Raw genomic sequence first — 19,296 nt, 5'->3', positions numbered from 1 at the left:
CCGCTCGGCGAGGGCCCGGCATCCCGATGGGTGCCGGGCCCTCGCGCGTGTGGAACCCTGGTCTCCGCTCGCTCGTTCCCCCAGCGACGAAAGGACGACCGTGCTTCTCACCCCCCTCACCTCCCCGCAGGACCGGCGATGACCGGCACCCCGCTGGTCGCCCAGGAGGTGTGGGCCGGTTACGGCGGCGCCTCGGTCCTCAGCGGCGTGGACCTCAGCATCGCTCCCGGCGAGACGGTCGGTCTGATCGGCCGGTCCGGGGCGGGCAAGTCGACCCTGGTCCAGGTCTTGCTCGGGCTGAACAAGCCGACCCACGGCCGGGCGACCTACGGCGGCCGCACGGTGTCCCGGCTCTCCCGCAAGGAGAAGAAGGGCTTCCGCGCGACCGTGCGTGCGGTGCACCAGGAGGGTCTCTCCGGCGCCGACCCGCGGATGACCGTCGAGCGGCTGCTGCTGAACACCCTCAACGACGCCCGCAAGGCCGGACTGGCCACCGGTCAGCACCCCGCCGACGTGCTGGCGACGGTCGGGATGGAGGAGCGGTTCACCTCCCGCACCCTGCAGTCGCTGTCCGGCGGCGAGCGCCAGCGGGTGGTGCTGGCCAACGCGCTGGCCACCCGTCCGGAGATCCTGATCCTGGACGAGCCCGCCACCGCGCTCGACCCGGGTCTGCGCGACACCGTCACCGACCGGATCGCCGAGCTCACCGCGGCGGGGGTCGGCCTGCTGGTGGTCTCGCACGACCTGCGGATGGTCGACCGGCTGACCACGGTCACCCACGTGCTGGCCGAGGGCAAGATCGTGGAGAGCGGCCCGGTCCGGCAGCTGATGGCGGACCCGCAGCACGAGGAGACCCGGGAGCTCGCCGAGGCGCTGCCGGAGGCGATCGGCGGGCTGCGCTGAGCCGTCGGCGAGCTGAGCCGTCGAGGAGCTGAGCCGTCAGGACGCGGCCAGCACCATCACCTCGTCCAGTCGGGCGGGCACCGGGCGCAGCTCGGCGTCCGGCAGGACGGCCCGCACCCGGTCCAGCGGCACCCCGGCGACCCGGAGCCGCCGACCGTCCACCGACACCGGCAGCCCGGCCGCGCCCAGGGTGCGGAAGGCCGACGACCAGTCGTCGGCGAGCACCTCCACCGCCTCGATCCCGGCGGCGAGCTCGGCCGGGGCGCCCTGCGCCACCACCCGGCCGTGCGCCATCAGCATGACGGCGTCGCACTGCTCCGCCTCCTGCAGGTAGTGCGTCGTGACCAGCACGGCCGCCCCGGCATCGGCAGCGGCGTGCACGCTGTCCCACAGCGCGGCGCGGGCGAGCGGGTCGACGCCGGAGGTCGGTTCGTCCAGCACCAGGAGCTCCGGCCCGTGCCCGAGGGCGGCGGCGAACGCGGTCCGGCGCTGCACACCGAGGTTGAGCCGGCCGATCGGACGGTCCCGGTCGCCGGCCAGCGCGGTCGGGACCGGCAGATCCACTCCGAACACCGCTCCGACGAACCCGAGGTTCTCCGCGACGGACAGCTCGGCGGACAGTCCCAGGCCCTGCGGCACGTAGCCGATCCGGCGGCGGACCTCCCGGGTGACCGGGCCGCCGAGCACGCGGACTTCGCCGCCGTCCGCGGCGACCAGGCCCAGCACGGTGCGGATCAGGGTGGTCTTGCCCGCCCCGTTCGCGCCGAGCAGCCCGATGACCTGGCCGGGGCGCAGGGTGAGGGAGACGTCGTCGACCGCTCGGTGGCTGCCGAAGGTGGTGACCAGGCCCCGCACCTCGATCGCGGGGTCGGCGGGCACCGTGACGGGCACGAGCGGCGACGGCGCGGCGGGTGCGGTGTCGCGGTGTTCGAGGGTGAGCGCGATGACCGTGTCCTCGAGGTCCGGAACAGGTGCGTCCGGGAGACGTCCGGGCACCAGGAGGTGGCGGGCGCGCCCTCGCCGCCAGCCGGGCAGCGCATCGCCGTCCTGCGGTCCGGCCTCCCGCACCGTCCCGCGCACCGCCGTCCAGGCCCGGTCCGGCTCCCCGGCGTACAGCGCCGATCCGCGGTCCAGCACCAGCACCCGCCCGGCCCGTTCGGCCTCGTCCAGGTAGGTCGTGGTCAGCAGCACCGCGGTGCCGTCCGTGGCGGCGTCGGTGATCATCCGCCACAGCTCGGTCCGACTGACTGGGTCGACCCCGGTGGACGGCTCGTCCAGCACCACCAGCTCCGGGTCGTGCAGCAGGGCCAGGCAGAACCCGAGCTTCTGCCGCATCCCGCCGGAGAGCTGCCGGCCGAGCCGGCGGGGCACCCGGTCCAGGTCCGCGGCGGCCAGCAGCCGCCGGATCCGGTCGCCGTCGGGGCGGACTCCGTGGGTGCGGGCCACCAGATCGACGTTCTCCGCGATGGACAGGTCGCCCCACACGCCGGAGCCGGACGGCATGAAGCCGAGCGCACCCCGGGCAGGCGCCCGCACGGTCCCGGTGCCGGGCAGGTCCAGGCCGACCAGCAGCCGGGCCAGCGACGTCTTGCCCGCGCCGTCACCACCCACCACCGCGGTCACCTCCCCGCCCGGCAGGTCCAGGTCGATCGGCTCCGCGCCCGGCCTCAGCGCGACCCCGGTGATCCCCCAGCTCATCGGGCCACCGCCCGGCGGGGCGTGATCGAGGCCCGGAACCGCCAGATCGCCAGGCCGAACACCGCCGCCGCCATCCCGGTCAGCACCACCAGCGGGAGCCAGAGCGAGTCGAGCCCGGCACCGCGGACCATGACCCCCTGCGACACCTGAATGAAGTAGGTCAACGGCAGGCAGTAGCCGATCCAGCGCACCCCGCCGGCCATCGCGTCCAGCGGGAAGATCATCCCGGACAGCAGGATCTGTGGCAGCAGCACCAGGATGGCGGTCTGGATCGCCTGTCCGGCGTTCTGCGAGACCGTGGAGATCAGCACGCCGATCCCGAGCACGAGGAACAGGAAGATCGCCCCGGCCAGCGCGAACAGCCACACGCTGCCCCGGAACGGCACCCCGAACAACGCGCGGCCGAGCACCGTGACCAGCACCATGTCGATCGCCGCCAGCAGGAAGTACGGCGCGATCTTGCCGACGATCACGTCCATCGGACGCAGGGGCATCACCGCGAGCTGCTCCAGCGTGCCCGCGGCCCGCTCCTTCACCATGCCGATGCTGGTGATGATCGTCCCGATGAAGGTCAGGATCAGCCCGATGAGCGCCGGGACCATCACCCACGAGGTGTCCAGGCCGGGGTTGAACAGGATCTCGCTGTCCACCCGGTCACCCAGCTGAGCCACCAGCACGTTGGCACTCTGCGCCGCGAAGATGTTGCTGCCGTCGATCAACACCTCCGGCACGCTCCCTCCGGTCACGACGGCGAGGTCGGCCCGGTTGGCGGCCAGATCGGCCACCGCGTCGGCCCGGTCCGCGTCCGGCCGGACGTCCTCGACCCGCAGCACGTCGGCGGTGAGGAACTGCTCGGCCTGCTCGGCCCCAGGCCCGACCACGACCACGCTGAGGTGGTCGACGGTGAAGGTGGCGGCGAAGCCGAAGATCGTGAGCAGCAGCAGCGGCAGCACGACCAGCATCGCCACGGTTCTGCGGTCGCGCCGCAGCTCGCGGAACTCCTTCAGGATCATCGCTCGCATCCGCCGACCGTACACCCGAACCGGAACATCCGCTTCCGCTTATCGTCCCGTAACCTGGACGGCGTGAGAGCTGATGCGGCGCGCAACCGCCGGGCCGTCCTGGACGCCGCACGCCACCTGTTCGGCCGCGAGGGGCTGGACGCCTCGATGGAGGCCGTCGCCCGCACCGCCGGGGTCGGCGTCGGCACCGTCTACCGGCACTTCCCGGACCGTGGCGCCCTGGTCCGGGCGGTGATCGCCGATCGGATCGCACACGTCACCGGTCTGGTCGAGCAGGCTCGCACCCGGCTGGACGAGGATCCCGCCGCCGCCTGGTGGGGACTGTTCGACGGCCTGATCGCCTCCGGCCTGCCCTTGTTGGTCCCGACCCTCGTGCCGCGCTCGAACGACGCCGAGGTCTTCCCGGCTGAGCTGCTGGCCGCCCGCGCGCGCACCGCCCGTGCCGCCGAGGAGGTGCTGCGCGCCGCCCAGGGGCACGGGGTGGTCCGGGCGGACATCGGGGCGGCCGAGATCATGCTGCTGCTCGCGGGCGCGCTCCGCAGGATGCCGGGGCTGCCGGTGGAGCTCGACGAGGCGTTGATCGCGCGGCGGGTGCCCCTGGTCCGCGACGCGCTCCGACCGGACGGCACGGCGCTGCCGGGCTCCGCCCTGGCGCTGACGACGGTGCTGGACGCGCTGGGCGGCTGACCCACCGGTGGCCCGGGTCCACCCGGGCGGTTACCGTCGAGTCGTCGGCGGGCCTCCCGCACGGCAGATGGCGTCAGGACCCGGCGCCCCACGGATCGGATCGCGCCGACGGTGACGCCCCGACCCCACCGCACCCCACGGGGTGCGGACCCTTTTCGGCCCTCGCACCGAGAGCGAGCACGCCATGTACCTGCACGTCCAACGCCTGATCCACGAGATCGTCCCCGACGAGCCCGACCCCGCTGCGGCCAACGCCCTGCAGGAGGGGCTCGGTGGCCAGTTCGGCGAGATGCGCACGATGATGCAGTACCTGTTCCAGTCGATGAACTTCCGCGGCCCCGCCGGCAAGCCCTACCGCGACCTGCTCCAGGGCGTCGGCACCGAGGAGATCAGTCACGTCGAGCTGATCGGCACCACGATCGCCCGCCTGCTGGACGGCTCCCCGCGCTACCAGGGCAAGAAGGCCGACCCGCTCGACAAGCCCGGAGCCGGCGGCGCCACACCCCTCGGCCTGGCGCTCGACCAGGGCAACATCCATCACTACCTCGTCGCCGCCCAGGGTGCACTGCCGGTCGACTCGGCCGGGAACCCGTGGTCGGGGTCGTACGTCTACAACTCCGGCAACCTGGTGCTCGACCTGCTGTACAACCTGATGCTCGAGTCCACCGGCCGCCTGCAGAAGTGCCGGATCTACGAGATGACCGACAACGCGACGGCACGGTCCACCATCGCGTACCTGATCGTCCGGGACCAGGCGCACGAGAACGCTTACGCGCGCGCCCTGGAGACGCTCGGCGTGGACTGGGCGACCGTCCTGCCGATCCCGAAGACGAATGCCGAGCGGTTCCCGGAGGTCAAGAAGCTGGTCGACCTCGGGCTGCAGAGCAAGCAGTACACCTTCGACCTCACCGCATCCTCGGAAGCCGGGAAGATCTTCCAGGGCATGTCACCGTCGAAGGACGGCACCACCCTGGACGCGAGCGAGCAGGCCCCGGAGGGCGTGCCGAGCGCCATCGCCGAGGAGCGGTTCGAGGAGTTCTCCCCCGGGCTGGACAAGGACCTGCTCGCTCTCATCCAGGCGACCGCCGACCTGGAGGCGGCCGAGGTCCAGCCGCTCTACGGACCGGTCGATCCCACCCCCTGATCCCTTCGAGAAAAGGACCACCATGCGCGCACTCACCTGGCAGGGACGCGAGAAGGTCAGCGTCGAGACCGTCCCGGACCCGGAGCTCCAGCAGCCCACCGACGCGGTCATCCGCGTCACGTCGACCGCGATCTGCGGATCCGACCTGCACCTCTACGGCATCCTGGGGATGTACCTCGACGCCGGGGACATCCTCGGGCACGAGGCGATGGGTGTCGTCGAGGAGGTCGGCACGGCGGCCGGGGACCTGAAGGTCGGGGATCGGGTCGTGATCCCGTTCGGCATCGCCTGCGGCACCTGCTTCATGTGCCGGAACGGACTGCAGTCCCAGTGCGAGACCACCCAGGTCAGGGCCGAGGGCAAGGGTGCGGCCCTGTTCGGCTACACCCGGCTGTACGGCAGCGTCCCCGGCGGCCAGGCCCAGTACCTACGCGTGCCGCAGGCGCAGTACGGCCCGGTGGTCGTCCCGGACGACGGCGCGCCCGACGAGCGCTACCTCTATCTGTCGGATGTGTTGCCGACCGCCTGGCAGGGCGTGGAGTACGCCGAGGTCCCGCCGGACGGCACGGTCGTCGTGCTCGGGCTGGGTCCGGTCGGCCAGATGGCCGCCCGGATCGCCCGGCACCGCGGGGCGGCCCGGGTGATCGGCGTGGACCTGGTGCCCGAACGTCTGGCGATGGCGGCCCGGCACGGGATCGACGTGCTGGACGCGCGCACGGTGGACGACGTCCCGGCGGCGATCCGCGACCTCACCGACGGTCGCGGCGCGGACAGCGTGATCGACGCGGTGGGGATGGAGGCGCACGGTTCCCCGATCGCCGAGGCCGCCATGAAGGTGGTCGGCCTGCTCCCCGACGCGGTCGCGGCCGCCGCCACCGAGCGGGTCGGCGGCGATCGGCTGGCCGCCCTGCTGACCGGGATCGACGCCGTCCGGCGCGGTGGGACGATCTCGGTCTCCGGGGTGTACGGCGGTGCGAAGAGTCCACTGCCCCTGATGCAGATGTTCGACAAGCAGGTGTCGGTGCGGATGGGCCAGGCCAACGTCCGTCGATGGATCGACGACCTGCTGCCCCTGGTCCAGGACGACGCCGACCCGTTGGGCGTGCTCGACCTGCGCACCCACCGGGTCCCGCTGGAGCAGGCGCCGGACGCCTACCGCACCTTCCAGCAGAAGGAGGACGGCTGCATCAAGGTCGTGCTCGACCCGGGTCTGGCGGGCTGAGCTCTCCGACCACGGCCCGGAGCACCGGTGGACACCCCGCTCCGGGTCGCGGTCGTGGGGCCTCGCTCAGCCGGCCAGCGGGGGCGTCGACTCCCGGAGCACCAGCTCCCCGTCCAGCACCACGGTGCGGCCCGCCTCGCCGGCGAGCGCCAGCTTCACCGCCTCCGCGCCCGCCGCGACCAGCGGCAGTCGCACGGTGGTCAACGTCGGCGTGACCTCCGCCGCCCCCGGGGAGTCGTCGAAGCCCGCCAGCGCCACCTGGTCCGGAACCGGGATACCCGCCTGGCGCAGTGCGGCCAGCGCCCCGAACGCCGCCTGATCGGTCACCGCGAACACCAGCGGCCGCCCGGCGTCGCCCCCGGTGAGCACACCGGACGCGATCACCTCCGCCATCGCGGCATGCCCGGCCTCCCGGGTGGGCGCGGTCATCCGCTGGACCGCCAGCACCTCAGCGCCCAGCACCGTGACCGTCTCGACGAAACCCGCCAGTCGCTCCGCGGGCCTGCCCGGCCGGTCCGGGCCCGCCAACGCCACGAACCGCCGGTAGCCCAACGCGTGCAGTTCCATCGCGAGCTGCGCGGCACTCCGCTTGTCGGCGATGTCCACGCCGCTGGTGCCGGGCATCGCGGCCCCGATCAGCGCGGCCGAGCCACCGCCGACCAGATAGGCCTCGATCGCGCGCATCGCCGCCACGTCGGCCTCGACGTTGCCGGTGGGCCCGCCGACCAGGACCATCGCCCGCACCCGCTGCCGCGCGAGCGCATCGATCACCGAGGCCTCGCGTCGGGGGACGTCCCGGGTGCTGGCCAGGGTCACGCTGAGTCCGGCCTCGTCCGCCGCGGCACTCACCCCGGCGGTGATCGCGCCGAACAGCGCGTCCGAGACGTCCGGGACCACCAGCCCGATCGCGTTCGTGCGTCCGCGTGCCATCGCCTGGGCCACACCGTCGGGTGCGTACCGGAGCCGCTCCGCCGCGGCCCGCACCCGCCGGGCCAGCTCGGGGCCCACCGTCCGGGTGGCGCTGCCGTTGAGCGCACGGGAGGCGGTGGCCAGCGAGACACCGGCCTCCTGCGCGACATCGCTGAGCGTGACGGGCCGGACCATCCCCAGACGGTATGCGCATTCCCGCTGGAGAGACAGCCGTGGCAGAGGTGCCAGCACCCGGATGAGTCGCCACCCAGATCAGTAGCGGTCCGACCATCGGGCCGGTCACCCCTCCCGGACACACCGGAGGCCCGGAACGCGGTCGCGTTCCGGGCCTCCGGGTCACTCAGATCACGCGGGCATCAGCCCGGTGCCCCCGTCGCCCGAGGAGGCGATCGGCGGGGCCGGCGGCACGTCGGTGCCGGAGGCCGGGTTGCCGGCCGAGCTCGCGCCCACCGACACCGGCTCCTTGGCCCGCGGGCCACGGTCCTCGCCGGTGAAGGTGAACTCGCCGAGCAGACCCTCGCCCTGCGCGTCCACGATCACCTGCTGGCCGGAGTGCAGCTCGCCGAACAGGATCTTCTCGGACAGCACGTCCTCGATCTCCCGCTGGAGCGCGCGGCGCAGCGGCCGGGCGCCGAGCACCGGGTCGTAGCCCTTCTCGCTCAGCAGGGTCTTGGCGGCCTCGGTCAGCTCGATGCCCATGTCCTTGTCGCGCAGACGGGCGTCCAGCTTGGCGACCATGAGATCCACGATCTGGAAGATCTCCGGCTGCGACAGCTGCGGGAAGACCACCACGTCGTCGACGCGGTTGAGGAACTCCGGGCGGAAGTGGGTCTTCAGCTCGTCGTTCACCTTCGACTTCATCCGCTCGTAGGACGTCGACAGGTCGCCACCGGCCTGGAAACCGGTCTGGACGCCCTTGGCGATGTCCCGCGTGCCGAGGTTCGTGGTCATGATGATCACGGTGTTCTTGAAGTCGACCACCCGGCCCTGGGAGTCGGTCAGGCGACCGTCCTCCAGGATCTGCAGCAGCGAGTTGAAGATGTCCGGGTGCGCCTTTTCGACCTCGTCGAACAGCACGACGGAGAACGGACGGCGGCGGACCTTCTCGGTCAGCTGGCCGCCCTCGTCGTAGCCCACGTACCCGGGCGGGGAGCCGAACAGCCGCGAGACGGTGTGCTTCTCGGAGAACTCCGACATGTCGAGCTGGATCAGCGCGTCCTCGTCCCCGAACAGGAACTCGGCGAGCGCCTTGGCGAGCTCGGTCTTCCCGACACCGGTCGGCCCGGCGAAGATGAACGAGCCGCCGGGGCGCTTCGGGTCCTTCAGACCGGCCCGGGTCCGGCGGATGGCCTGCGACAGCGCCTTGATCGCGGCGTTCTGCCCGACCACGCGCTTGTGCAGCTCGTCCTCCATCTTGAGGAGCCGGCTGGACTCCTCCTCGGTCAGCTTGAACACCGGGATGCCGGTGGCCAGCGCCAGGACCTCGGCGATCAGCTCCTCGTCGACCTCGGCCACGGCGTCCAGGTCACCGGACTTCCAGGCCTTCTCCTTCTCCTGGCGCTTGAGGCCGAGCTGCTTCTCCTCGTCGCGCAGGCGCGCGGCCTTCTCGAAGTCCTGCTCGTCGATCGCCGACTCCTTGTCGCGGCGGGTCTCGGCGATCTGCTCGTCGAGCTCGCGCAGCTCCGGCGGAGCGGTCATCCGGCGGATGCGCAGCCGCGCGCCGGCCTCGTCGACCAGGTCGATGGCCTTGTCCGGCAGGAACCGGTCGTTGACGTAGCGGTCGGCCAGGGTGGCGGCGGCGACCAGGGCACCGTCGGTGATGGACACCCGGTGGTGCGCCTCGTACCGGTCGCGCAGGCCCTTAAGGATCTCGATCGCGTGCGCCAGGGACGGCTCGGCGACCTGGATCGGCTGGAACCGGCGCTCCAGCGCGGCGTCCTTCTCGATGTACTTGCGGTACTCGTCCAGCGTGGTCGCACCGATGGTCTGCAGCTCACCGCGGGCCAGCATCGGCTTGAGGATGCTGGCGGCGTCGATCGCGCCCTCGGCGGCACCCGCACCCACCAGGGTGTGGATCTCGTCGATGAACAGGATGATGTCGCCGCGGGTGCGGATCTCCTTGAGCACCTTCTTCAGGCGCTCCTCGAAGTCACCGCGGTACCGGGAACCGGCGACCAGGGCGCCGAGGTCCAGCGTGTACAGCTGCTTGTCCTTCAGCGTCTCCGGCACGTCGCCGCGCACGATGTCCTGGGCCAGGCCCTCGACCACCGCGGTCTTGCCGACGCCGGGCTCACCGATCAGCACCGGGTTGTTCTTGGTGCGGCGGGACAGCACCTGCATGACCCGCTCGATCTCCTTCTCGCGCCCGATCACCGGGTCGAGCTTGCCCTCGCGGGCGGCCTGGGTGAGGTTCCGGCCGAACTGGTCCAGCACCGCGGAACCGGAGGGCTGCCCCTCCTGCGGGCCGCCGGCCGAGACCGGCTCCTTGCCCTGGTAGCCGGACAGCAGCTGGATGACCTGCTGGCGGACCCGGTTCAGGTCGGCGCCGAGCTTGGTCAGGACCTGGGCGGCGACGCCCTCACCCTCGCGGATCAGGCCGAGCAGGATGTGCTCGGTGCCGATGTAGTTGTGGCCGAGCTGCAGGGCCTCGCGCAGCGAGAGCTCCAGCACCTTCTTGGCGCGCGGCGTGAACGGGATGTGCCCGCTCGGGGCCTGCTGGCCCTCGCCGATGATCTCCTGCACCTGCGCCCGGACGGCGTCCAGCGAGATGTTCAGGGACTCCAGCGCCTTGGCGGCGACGCCCTCCCCCTCGTGGATCAGGCCCAGGAGGATGTGCTCGGTCCCGATGTAGTTGTGGTTGAGCATCCGCGCCTCTTCCTGGGCGAGGACGACCACCCGACGGGCACGGTCGGTGAATCTCTCGAACATGTGCACTCCTCACGAGCGGCGTCCCCGCAATGCCGGACAGGTGCCCGGGCACGGCGGGGGCTGGCGTTGTTCGATGCTAACGGCGGGGGTGGGCCCAGGCGTCCCGTGTTCGCCGCTGGCGTGACGCGCGGTCCCAGTCCGCCCCCGCACCGACCCTCCGGCCGAGCGCGAAGAAGTCGTCGTCCTCCGGGCGATATGGGCGACAAGTTCTTCGCACTCGGCCCAGCGGGACCGGGGGAGAGGGCGTGGACCGGGTCAGTGCAGGACGACCACGGTGCGGGCGGGGACGGTGACCCGGGTCTGGTCCGGGTCGGGCAGGACGCGGGTGTGGCCGGCGGCCCAGGCGGCCAGGACCGTCGGCGTGCCGGTGCGGTCCAGCGGGACCGTCTGCTCGGTGTCCGCGAGGTTGATCACCACCCGGGCGTCGCCGCGGTGCAGGACCAGCCAGCTGCCCCAGGCGCGGGACCGTGCCGCCTCGGGGGAGTCGTCGGTGGACGACTCGGCGTCGGCGACGGCCGGGTCCCAGGTCACGCGGGTCGCGGAGCGGTCGCCGTCACCGAGCACGCCGACCTCGCGGCGCAGGGCGATCAGGCGGCGGTACCAGTCGAGCAGCCGACGACGGCCGGGGAGCTCCGGCTCGGTCCAGTCCAGACGACTGCGGTCCAGCGACTCGGCGGACTGCGGGTCCGGGACGGTGAAGTCGTCGTCGTCCCGGCCGTACATCACCGCCCAGCCGTGCGAGCCGAACTCCTCGGCCCGGCCCCGGCGGACGGCCTCGGCCAGTTCCGGCTCGGGGTGGTCGGTGAGGAAGAGCCACGGGGTGCGGGCGCCCCACTCCTCGCCCATGAACAGCATCGGGGTGTAGGGCGAGAGCAGGATCAGCGCGGCCTCGGCGGCCAACGCGGCGTCGTCCAGTCTCTCGGCGGGGCGGTCGCCGAGGGCGCGGTTGCCGACCTGGTCGTGGTCGGAGCCGAAGACCACGAACCGGTGGCCGTCCACGTCGTCCGGAACCGGGCGGCCCCAGTCCCGGTCGCGGAAGGTGGAGCGCCCGCCCTCGTGCACGAACACCCGGGTCATGGCGTGCGCCAACGTCTCGGGCGCGCCGAAGTCGACGTAGTAGCCCTGGCGTTCGCCGGTGAGCAGGGCGTGCACGGCGTGGTGCACGTCGTCGGCCCACTGCGCGGTCATGCCCCAGCCGCCCTGCGCGGTGGGCGTGACCGACACCGGGTCGTTGAGGTCGGACTCGGCGATCAGGGACAGTGGGCGGCCGAGGTCCAGTGCGGCGACCGCGTCGGAGAGCTCGGCGAGCAGGTGCCGGGGCGAGTCGTCGATCAGGGCGTGCACGGCGTCCAGCCGGAGCGCGTCGACGTGGAAGTCGCGGAACCAGCGCAGCGCGGAGTCCAGGATCCAGCGCCGCACCTCGACCTCGGACAGGTCGATCGCGCTGCCCCAGGGGGTCTGGTGCGCGTCGGTGAAGTACGGACCGAACTCGGCGAGGTAGTTGCCGGACGGTCCGAGGTGGTTGTGCACCACGTCCAGGCAGACCGCGAGCCCGGCCCGGTGCGCGGCGTCGACGAACCGTTGCAGTGCGGCCGGACCGCCGTAGGGCTGGTGCACGCCGTACAGCGAGACCCCGTCGTAGCCCCAGCCGTGCCGCCCGTTGAACGGGGCGACCGGGAGCAGCTCGACCACCTCGGCCCCCAGGTCGACCAGGTGGCCGAGCCGGGGGATCGCCGCGTCCAGGGTGCCCTCCGGGGTGAAGGTGCCCACGTGCAGCTCGTAGACCACCGCACCGCGGACGTCCCGGCCGGCCCAGGCGCCGTCGGCCCAGTCGAAGCGCTCGGGGTCGAACACCCGGGACGGTCCGTGCACGCCCTCGGGCTGCCAGGGTGACCGCGGGTCGGGGCGCGGCGGGCCGCCGTCCACGCTGAACGCGTAGTCGGTGCCGTGCGGCAGGTGGTCGTCACCGGTCCACCACCCGCCGTCGGACCGGTCGAGCGGCACCCGTACGGTGCCGCTGTCGTCGGAGCCGGGCAGCACCAGAGCCACCCCGGTCGCTCGTGGCGCCCATACCCGCATGTGTCAGTCCTCCCGGACCAGCAGCGCGACCGGCAGCCGGTCGAGCAGCTCGCTCAGTCGTCGCACTCCACCGGCCACGGCTCGACCGGTCAGCACGTCCTGCCAGTCGCCCTCGGGCAGCGCGACGGTGTGCTCCGCCCAGCCTCCGATCCGCTCGACCGACGCGGCCAGCCGGGTGGCGACCGCCGCGATCCGGGGGTCCCCGGCGACGGTGCGGGCGTAGGTGATCGCGTGCCCGGACGAGTGCGCCAGCGGGATGAAACCGGCCTCCGGGCCGATCACCGCCTCGCGCAGCTCCCGGCGGACCCGGAGCGTGAGCGCGGTGAGCAGCAGCTTCTCGTCGGCGAGGTCGCGGGGTCCGGCACCCTCGTCCAGCCGGGCGAGGCGCGCGGCGATCGCGGCGTGGTCCACCGGTCGCCGGTTGTCCGGGTCGACCAGGGCGATCGAGGGGACCTCGGTGCCCTGGTAGACGTCGGCGACGCCCGGCAGGGTGAGCTGGAGCAGGGCGGTGCCGAGCGTCGCCGCCCGGACCGCCTCCCGGGTTCGCAGCTCCCAGCGGCCGAACAGCTCGGCGATCGCGGGGTCGGTCACGGCCTGCCGGGCCGCGCCGAGCACGGCGGACTCGTAGGCGTGGTCCGGAGCGGTCCAGCTGGTGTGCTGCTTCGCCTCCCGGATCGCCTTGGTCAGGTACTCGGTCAACCGGTCGGCCGACAACGGGCCGTCGGCGGTCCAGGTTCCGGCCAGGGTCTGCCAGAGCAGGTTCTCGGTCCGGCCGTCCAGCAGCGCGGGCCGCCAGGCGGCGGACGCGGCACGCAGCTCGCCGACCAGGGCGGCCCACTCGACCGGCAGCTCGGACAGCACGCCGATCCTGGCCCGCACGTCGGCGGACCGCTTGGTGTCGTGGGTGCTCAGCGTGGTCATCCCCAGCGGTGAGGTGACCTGCATCCGGCCGGCCCAGGTGAGCAGCTCGGTGGGGGACAGCGCGAAGCGGTCCGGCTCGCCGCCGACCTCGCACAGCGAGACCAGCTGGGTCCACCGGTAGAACGCGGTGTCCTCCACGCCCTTGGCCATCACCGCGCCGCAGGTCTGCTGGAACCGCACGATCAGCTCGTCCCGGCGCGGGTCGCGGGTCCGTCCGGCGGAGCCGACCTCCCGGCCGAGCAGCAGGTCGACCAGCACGTCCATCGTGTCCCCGCGCTCGGGGGCGAGCCGGGTGCGGGCGATGTCCGCCGCCGCCGACAGCACGTCGACGTCCTCGGACTGCGGGGTCTGGCCGGGCACCACGTAGGCGCGGTACCGGTCCATGGCGATCAGCAGCTCGATCAGGCAGTCCTGCAGCGAGCGCCAGGTGTGGTCGCGCAGCCGCAGGTCGTCCCGGCAGACCGCGGCGGCCAGTTCGGTCAGCCGGTGCACCTCCGCGTAGAGCGCGCGGTCGACGATCTCCCGTTTGGCCTCGTCCACCAGGGCGGGCAGCGCGTCGCTGGTGTCCCCGGTGAGCCGGTGCATCAGGGCGCCCAGCCGTCCGCCGCCGCCGGGGTCGACGAAGGCCTGCTGGATCCGCCAGGCGGTGTCGTAGCCGGTGCTGCCCGCGGTGTCCCAGTCGGTCGGCAGCTCCTCGTCGTTCTGCAGGATCTTCTCGACCACGACCCATGCGCCGCCGGTCGCCGCGCGCAGGCGGCTCAGGTACCCGGCCGGGTCGGCCAGGCCGTCCGGGTGGTCGATCCGCAGGCCGTCGATCACGCCCTCGTGCAGGAGCCGGAGCACCAGCGCGTGCGTGGCGTCGAAGACCTCCGGGTCCTCGACCCGGATCGCCGCCAGCGTCCCGACATCGAAGAACCGGCGATAGTTCAGCTCCTCGTCGGCGACCCGCCAGTAGGCCAGGCGGTAGTGCTGCCGCTCGACCAGCTCGGCCAGCGGCAACGACTCGGTGCCGGGCCGGACCGGGAACACGTGGTCGTAGTAGCGCAGGACCGGGGCGTCCGCGTGCTGGTCGAGGGTCAGCTCGCCCCGGGCCAGGACCGCCCCGATCCGGTCACCCAGCACCGGCATCAGCAGGGCGCCGTCCCCGGCCGACCAGTCCACGTCGAACCAGGCCGCGAATGGCGACTCCGGTCCCTCGGACAGCACCGACCACAGGGCGCGGTTGTGCCAGGCGGGGGTCGGCACGGCCATGTGGTTGGGCACGATGTCCAGCACCAGGCCCAGTCCCGCGGCATGGGCCACCTCCGCCAGGCGCCGCAACGCGTTCTCGCCGCCCAGCTCGGGCGCGACCTCGTCGTGGTCGACCACGTCGTAGCCGTGGGTGGAGCCGGGCGCGGCGCGCAGCACGGGGGACAGGTAGAGGTGGCTGACCCCGAGCGAGTCCAGGTACGGCACCAGATCCGCGGCGTCGTCCAGGGACAGGTCCGGTCCGAGCTGCAACCGGTAGGTGGACACCGGGACCGGGCGACCCGGCGCGGGCAGGCGACGGCTGGGCGTGGTCGGGTCGCTCACGCGGCGTCCATCGGCGGCCGGGTCAGCACGACCAGCGAGCGCGGGGCCAGTGCCAGCTCGGCCTGTGCGGCCTTGACGTCGCCCGCCTCGAACTGGCTGTCGGTGTCCAGCACCACGGTCCACTCCTGGCCGTAGTCCTGGTTCGGCAGCGTGAAGGTCACCGACTCCGGGGCGCCGTTGAACAGCACCAGGAAGGAGTCGTCGACCACCTCCTCGCCGCGCAGGCCCGGCTCGGCGATCGCGTCGCCGTTCAGGAACACCGCCACCGAGCGCGCGAAGGCCTCCTGCCACTGGGCGTCCGACATGTGCGTGCCCGAGGGGTCCAGCCAGGCGATGTCCCGCAGGTCGGACTCCCCGCCGCGTTCCGGCGCCCCGGCGAAGAACCGGCGGCGGCGGAACACCGGGTGGTCCCGGCGCAGGGCGACCACCGTCCGGGTGTACTCCAGCAGCTCCTCCCGGGTGGCGTCCAGGTCCCAGTCCACCCAGGACAGCTCGTTGTCCTGGCAGTAGACGTTGTTGTTGCCCTGCTGGGTGCGTCCGAGCTCGTCGCCGTGGGCCAGCATGGGCACGCCCTGGGACAGCAGCAGCGTGGCCAGGAAGTTCCGGGACTGCCGCAACCGGACGTCCAGCACCTCGGGGTCGTCGGTCGGTCCCTCCACGCCACCGTTCCAGGAGCGGTTGAAGGACTCGCCGTCGTTGTTGTCCTCGCCGTTCGCCTCGTTGTGCTTCTCGTTGTAGGACACCAGGTCCCGCAGGGTGAAGCCGTCGTGGGCGGTGATGAAGTTCACGCTGGCGATCGGTCGCCGGCCGGTGTGCTCGTACAGGTCCGAGGACCCGGAGAGCCGGCTCGCGAACTCCGCCAGGGTGGACGGCTCGCCGCGCCAGAAGTCGCGGACGGTGTCCCGGTAGCGCCCGTTCCACTCCGACCACAGCGGCGGGAACCCTCCGACCTGGTAGCCGCCGTCGCCCAGGTCCCACGGCTCGGCGATCAGCTTCACCTGGGAGATGACCGGGTCCTGCTGGACGATGTCGAAGAATGCGCTCAGCCGGTCGACCTCGTGGAACTGCCGGGCCAGGGTGGCCGCCAGGTCGAAGCGGAAGCCGTCGACGTGCATGTCGCGCACCCAGTAGCGCAGCGAGTCCATGATCAGCTGCAGCACGTGCGGGGAGCGCATCAGCAGCGAGTTCCCGGTGCCGGTGGTGTCGAAGTAGTGCGCGTGGTCGTCGTCGACCAGGCGGTAGTACGACGCGTTGTCGATGCCGCGGAAGCCCAGCGTCGGACCCAGGTGGTTGCCCTCGGCGGTGTGGTTGTAGACCACGTCGAGGATGACCTCGATGTCGGCGGCGTGCAGCGCCTTGACCATGGTCTTGAACTCCTGCACCTGCTGGCCGGTCGACCCGTAGGCGGCGTAGCCGTTGTGCGGCGCGAAGAACCCGATCGTGTTGTAGCCCCAGTAGTTGGTCAGGCCCTTGTCCGCGAGGGAGTGGTCGTGCACGAACTGGTGCACCGGCATCAGCTCGACCGCGGTCACGCCCAGGCTGGACAGATGCTCGACGACGGCGGGGTGGCCCAGCGCCGAGTAGGTGCCGCGGATCTCCTCCGGCACGGCGGGGTGCAGCTGGGTCAATCCGCGCACGTGCGCCTCGTAGATCACCGACTCGTGGTACTCGCGCTGCGGCGGGCGGTCGTGCCCCCAGTCGAAGTACGGGTTCACCACGACCGAGGTCATGGTGTGCGCGGCGGAGTCGTCGGTGTTCCGCTGCTCGGGGTCGCCGAAGGTGTAGCTGTACAGCGAGGGGTCGCCGTCGGTCTGGCCGTCGATCGCCTTGGCGTAGGGGTCGAGCAGCAGCTTGCTCGGGTCGCAGCGGTGCCCGGCGGCCGGGTCGTAGGGCCCGTGCACCCGGTAGCCGTAGCGCTGCCCGGGCTGCACCGCGGGCAGATAGCCGTGCCAGACGAAGGCGTCGACCTCCGGCAGGTCGACCCGGCGCTCGCTGCCGTCGGCCTCGATCAGGCACAGCTCGACCCGTTCGGCGACGGCCGAGAACAGGGCGAAGTTGGTCCCGCTGCCGTCGTACGTGGCGCCCATCGGGTAGGGGCGGCCCGGCCAGATGTTCATCGGTGTGTCCTCACCTGCACAGAGTGCCAGGGGTGGTGCCACTTCCGCAGCGTGAGCCGCACGAGTGATTCACCCCGTGGAACTCTCGCATATCGGGCAAATCGGACGCATCCTTCTCGCCATGGAGGACGAGGAGCGGGTGGTGGTCACCAACGCCGACATCGCCGCGGCCAAGCGGGACTGGCAGCTCGCACGCAATCGGGGCGACCTGCCGGAGCGGGTGGACAGTGCCTATGACGTGTACCGGCGGCTGATCTCGGCCCAGGCCCAGCAGATCGCGGACACCTTCCGCGCGACCGGGACGCTGCGCGCCGATCAGGGCTGAGAGGTCACCAGCTCGACGCCGGACCGGTGCAGCCGGGTGAGCGCGGCGATGCTGGTCGAGGTGGACACTCCCGCGGTCAGGTCGGTGAGGACTCGGACCGCGAAGCCCGCCCCCCGGGCGTCCAGGGCGGTGGCGGTGACGCAGTGGTCGGTGGCCAGCCCGACGACGTCGACCTCGGTGACCTCGGCGGCCCGCAGCGCCGCGGCAAGATCACCCGGACGACCGACCAGCTGCCCGGCGAAGCCCGAGTAGTCCTGCCGGCCCTGGCCCTTGTGCACGAGCACGGTGCCGGACGGCAGCCGGAGGTCCGGGTGGAACGACGCGCCCGCGCTGTCCCGCACGCAGTGCTCGGGCCAGGTGCTGACGTAGTCCGGTGCCCCGTCCACGGCGAAGTGCCCGTCGTTGCTGTCCGGCAGCGGCTCGTGCCAGTCGGCGGTGGCCGCGACCAGCGCGTAGTCGGCGGCGTGTGCGTCCAGATGGGCGCTGATCGCCCCGGCGGCCGCGGCGCCGCCGACCACGGCCAGCGCGCCGCCCTCGCAGAAGTCGTTCTGCACGTCCACCACGATCAACGCCCGGGCCATCTGTCGTCCTCCGCCGTGTTCGGTGCACCGCCCGGGTGGGCCGGTGCCGTCCGTCATCGTGCCCGTTCAACGTCCTGCGCCGCGCGCTCTGTTCCGGTGGTGCTCCCGATGGAGGTCAGGAGCGGAGCGCGACCACCGCCGTGGCCCCCAGCTCGTCGTCACCGACCACCCGGGGGTGCAGGCCCGCCGCGGCACAGGCCGCCGCCGTCCGCTCCGCCTGTCGCGGGGAGGTCTCGATCACCAGGGTGCCACCCGGTCGCAGCCACCGGGGAGCCGCCCGTGCCACCCGGCGGTGCAGCGCGAGGCCGTCCTCGCCGCCGTCCAGCGCCAGGGCCGGTTCGTGGTCCCGGGCCTCGGTGGGCATCAGGGCGATCTCGGCGGTGGGGACGTAGGGCGTGTTGGCGGTGAGGACGTCCACCCGTCCGGCGAGCGCGGGCGGCAGCGGCGCGTCCAGGTCACCGGCCAGCGCCCGGCCGTCCACCCCGGCATCGGCGAGGTTGCGAGCGGCGCAGGCCACCGCGGCGGGGTCCAGGTCGCAGGACCACAGCCGGCTGCCGGGCAGCGCCAGGGCCACGGCCACGCCGATCGCGCCGGTGCCGCAGCACAGGTCGACCACCGTGCTCCCGCCGGCAGCCACCGCCTCCCGGACCACCAGCTCGCTGCGGCGGCGGGGGACGAACACCCCGGGGGCCACCCGCACCCGCCGGCCCGCGAACTCCGCCCACCCCAGAACCTGTTCCAGCGGTTCCCCGGCCACCCGGCGGGCGGTGAGCGCCGCGAGGTCGTCCCGGTCCACCGTCGCCTCCCGGAGCAGGGCGGCCTCGTCCTCCGCGAACACGCACCCGGCGCCGCGGAGTTCGGCGATCAGGGCCGCGAACTGGTCGTCGGAGAGGATCGGGGGCACGGGGGCACGCTACGCGCCGCTAGAGTGGGACACGCACACGGCCCCGATAGCCCAACCGGCAGAGGCGTTCGGCTCAAACCCGATCCAGTGTGGGTTCGAATCCCACTCGGGGCACCTAGGCATCCCGGCCACTCGACCGAGTGGTCCACCCAATCCACGGTGTCGGACTGCGCATTCCGCGTGAATGCCCTGGTGTCCACCCGTGGTCGTCCGGCAATCTCCACCCCGAGTCGGACTCGCGGCGGACATGGCGTCGCTAGGGT

At 72.6% G+C, this 19,296-nt stretch carries 14 protein-coding genes and 1 tRNA gene; 6 read left to right on the top strand and 9 right to left on the bottom strand.

What is annotated here, in order from left to right; genetic code table 11:
- Positions 1–138: 138 nt before the first annotated feature.
- Positions 139–903 (top strand): ATP-binding cassette domain-containing protein, encoded by a 765-nt coding sequence (locus OGL89_RS06710; RefSeq protein WP_263119139.1) that lies wholly within the window; start codon positions 139–141, stop codon positions 901–903.
- Between the two features lie 36 nt (positions 904–939).
- Here the strand turns inward: OGL89_RS06710 and OGL89_RS06705 are convergent, their stop codons facing one another.
- Together OGL89_RS06705 and OGL89_RS06700 are read right to left on the bottom strand one after the other, a co-directional pair.
- Entirely contained in the window at positions 940–2,601 is a 1,662-nt protein-coding gene (locus OGL89_RS06705) for an ATP-binding cassette domain-containing protein (RefSeq protein ID WP_263119138.1), read from the bottom strand.
- Complete coding sequence (locus tag OGL89_RS06700; protein WP_263119137.1) at positions 2,598–3,623, bottom strand: ABC transporter permease; 1,026 nt, start codon at positions 3,621–3,623, stop codon at positions 2,598–2,600. Before OGL89_RS06700 ends, OGL89_RS06705 begins: the two co-directional genes overlap by 4 nt.
- Positions 3,624–3,686: 63 nt before the next feature.
- On the opposite strand from OGL89_RS06700, the gene OGL89_RS06695 reads away from it, so the two are divergent.
- The 3 genes from OGL89_RS06695 to OGL89_RS06685 all read left to right on the top strand — a co-directional run bounded on the left by OGL89_RS06695 (position 3,687) and on the right by OGL89_RS06685 (position 6,676).
- A complete protein-coding gene (locus OGL89_RS06695; RefSeq protein ID WP_263119136.1) occupies positions 3,687–4,310 on the top strand; it encodes a TetR/AcrR family transcriptional regulator in 624 nt (207 codons plus the stop codon).
- 184 nt (positions 4,311–4,494) lie between these two features.
- The gene (locus OGL89_RS06690) at positions 4,495–5,454 is read left to right on the top strand and encodes a manganese catalase family protein (protein WP_263119135.1); all 960 of its coding nucleotides are present in this window, start codon (positions 4,495–4,497) and stop codon (positions 5,452–5,454) included.
- A gap of 22 nt (positions 5,455–5,476) precedes the next feature.
- Positions 5,477–6,676, top strand: coding sequence for a zinc-dependent alcohol dehydrogenase (locus tag OGL89_RS06685; protein ID WP_263119134.1), 1,200 nt, complete (start codon positions 5,477–5,479; stop codon positions 6,674–6,676).
- Between the two features lie 66 nt (positions 6,677–6,742).
- On the opposite strand, the gene OGL89_RS06680 is transcribed toward OGL89_RS06685, so the two are convergent.
- The 5 genes from OGL89_RS06680 to glgX form a co-directional block, all read right to left on the bottom strand.
- Entirely contained in the window at positions 6,743–7,780 is a 1,038-nt protein-coding gene (locus OGL89_RS06680; RefSeq protein ID WP_263119133.1) for a LacI family DNA-binding transcriptional regulator, read from the bottom strand.
- Between the two features lie 171 nt (positions 7,781–7,951).
- Complete coding sequence (locus OGL89_RS06675; protein ID WP_263119132.1) at positions 7,952–10,534, bottom strand: ATP-dependent Clp protease ATP-binding subunit; 2,583 nt, start codon at positions 10,532–10,534, stop codon at positions 7,952–7,954.
- Between the two features lie 255 nt (positions 10,535–10,789).
- A complete protein-coding gene (gene treZ, locus OGL89_RS06670; protein WP_263119131.1) occupies positions 10,790–12,613 on the bottom strand; it encodes a malto-oligosyltrehalose trehalohydrolase in 1,824 nt (607 codons plus the stop codon).
- 3 nt (positions 12,614–12,616) lie between these two features.
- Positions 12,617–15,106: a malto-oligosyltrehalose synthase gene (treY, locus tag OGL89_RS06665; RefSeq protein ID WP_263119130.1), complete on the bottom strand. Its 2,490-nt coding sequence runs from the start codon at positions 15,104–15,106 to the stop codon at positions 12,617–12,619.
- The gene (glgX, locus tag OGL89_RS06660; protein ID WP_263119129.1) at positions 15,103–17,223 is read right to left on the bottom strand and encodes a glycogen debranching protein GlgX; all 2,121 of its coding nucleotides are present in this window, start codon (positions 17,221–17,223) and stop codon (positions 15,103–15,105) included. The genes treY and glgX overlap by 4 nt, the downstream gene beginning before the upstream one ends.
- A gap of 121 nt (positions 17,224–17,344) precedes the next feature.
- Between glgX and OGL89_RS06655 the strand changes: the two genes are divergently transcribed.
- A complete protein-coding gene (locus OGL89_RS06655) occupies positions 17,345–17,548 on the top strand; it encodes a hypothetical protein (protein ID WP_263119128.1) in 204 nt (67 codons plus the stop codon).
- Here the strand turns inward: OGL89_RS06655 and OGL89_RS06650 are convergent.
- Together OGL89_RS06650 and OGL89_RS06645 are read right to left on the bottom strand one after the other, a co-directional pair.
- Positions 17,539–18,129, bottom strand: coding sequence for an isochorismatase family protein (locus OGL89_RS06650; protein WP_263119127.1), 591 nt, complete (start codon positions 18,127–18,129; stop codon positions 17,539–17,541). The genes OGL89_RS06655 and OGL89_RS06650 overlap by 10 nt on opposite strands.
- 115 nt (positions 18,130–18,244) lie before the next feature.
- Positions 18,245–19,033 carry a putative protein N(5)-glutamine methyltransferase gene (locus OGL89_RS06645; RefSeq protein ID WP_263119126.1) on the bottom strand — a complete coding sequence of 263 codons (789 nt, stop codon included), beginning with the start codon at positions 19,031–19,033 and terminating at the stop codon, positions 18,245–18,247.
- Positions 19,034–19,073: 40 nt separating this feature from the next.
- Between OGL89_RS06645 and OGL89_RS06640 the strand changes: the two genes are divergently transcribed.
- Positions 19,074–19,147 (top strand) — tRNA-Leu (locus tag OGL89_RS06640).
- Positions 19,148–19,296 lie beyond the last annotated feature (149 nt).

Source organism: Cellulomonas sp. RIT-PI-Y, from assembly GCF_025642745.1.
In the GTDB taxonomy this organism is placed as follows: domain Bacteria; phylum Actinomycetota; class Actinomycetes; order Actinomycetales; family Cellulomonadaceae; genus Cellulomonas.
This window is presented reverse-complemented; position numbering and strand designations above follow the sequence as displayed.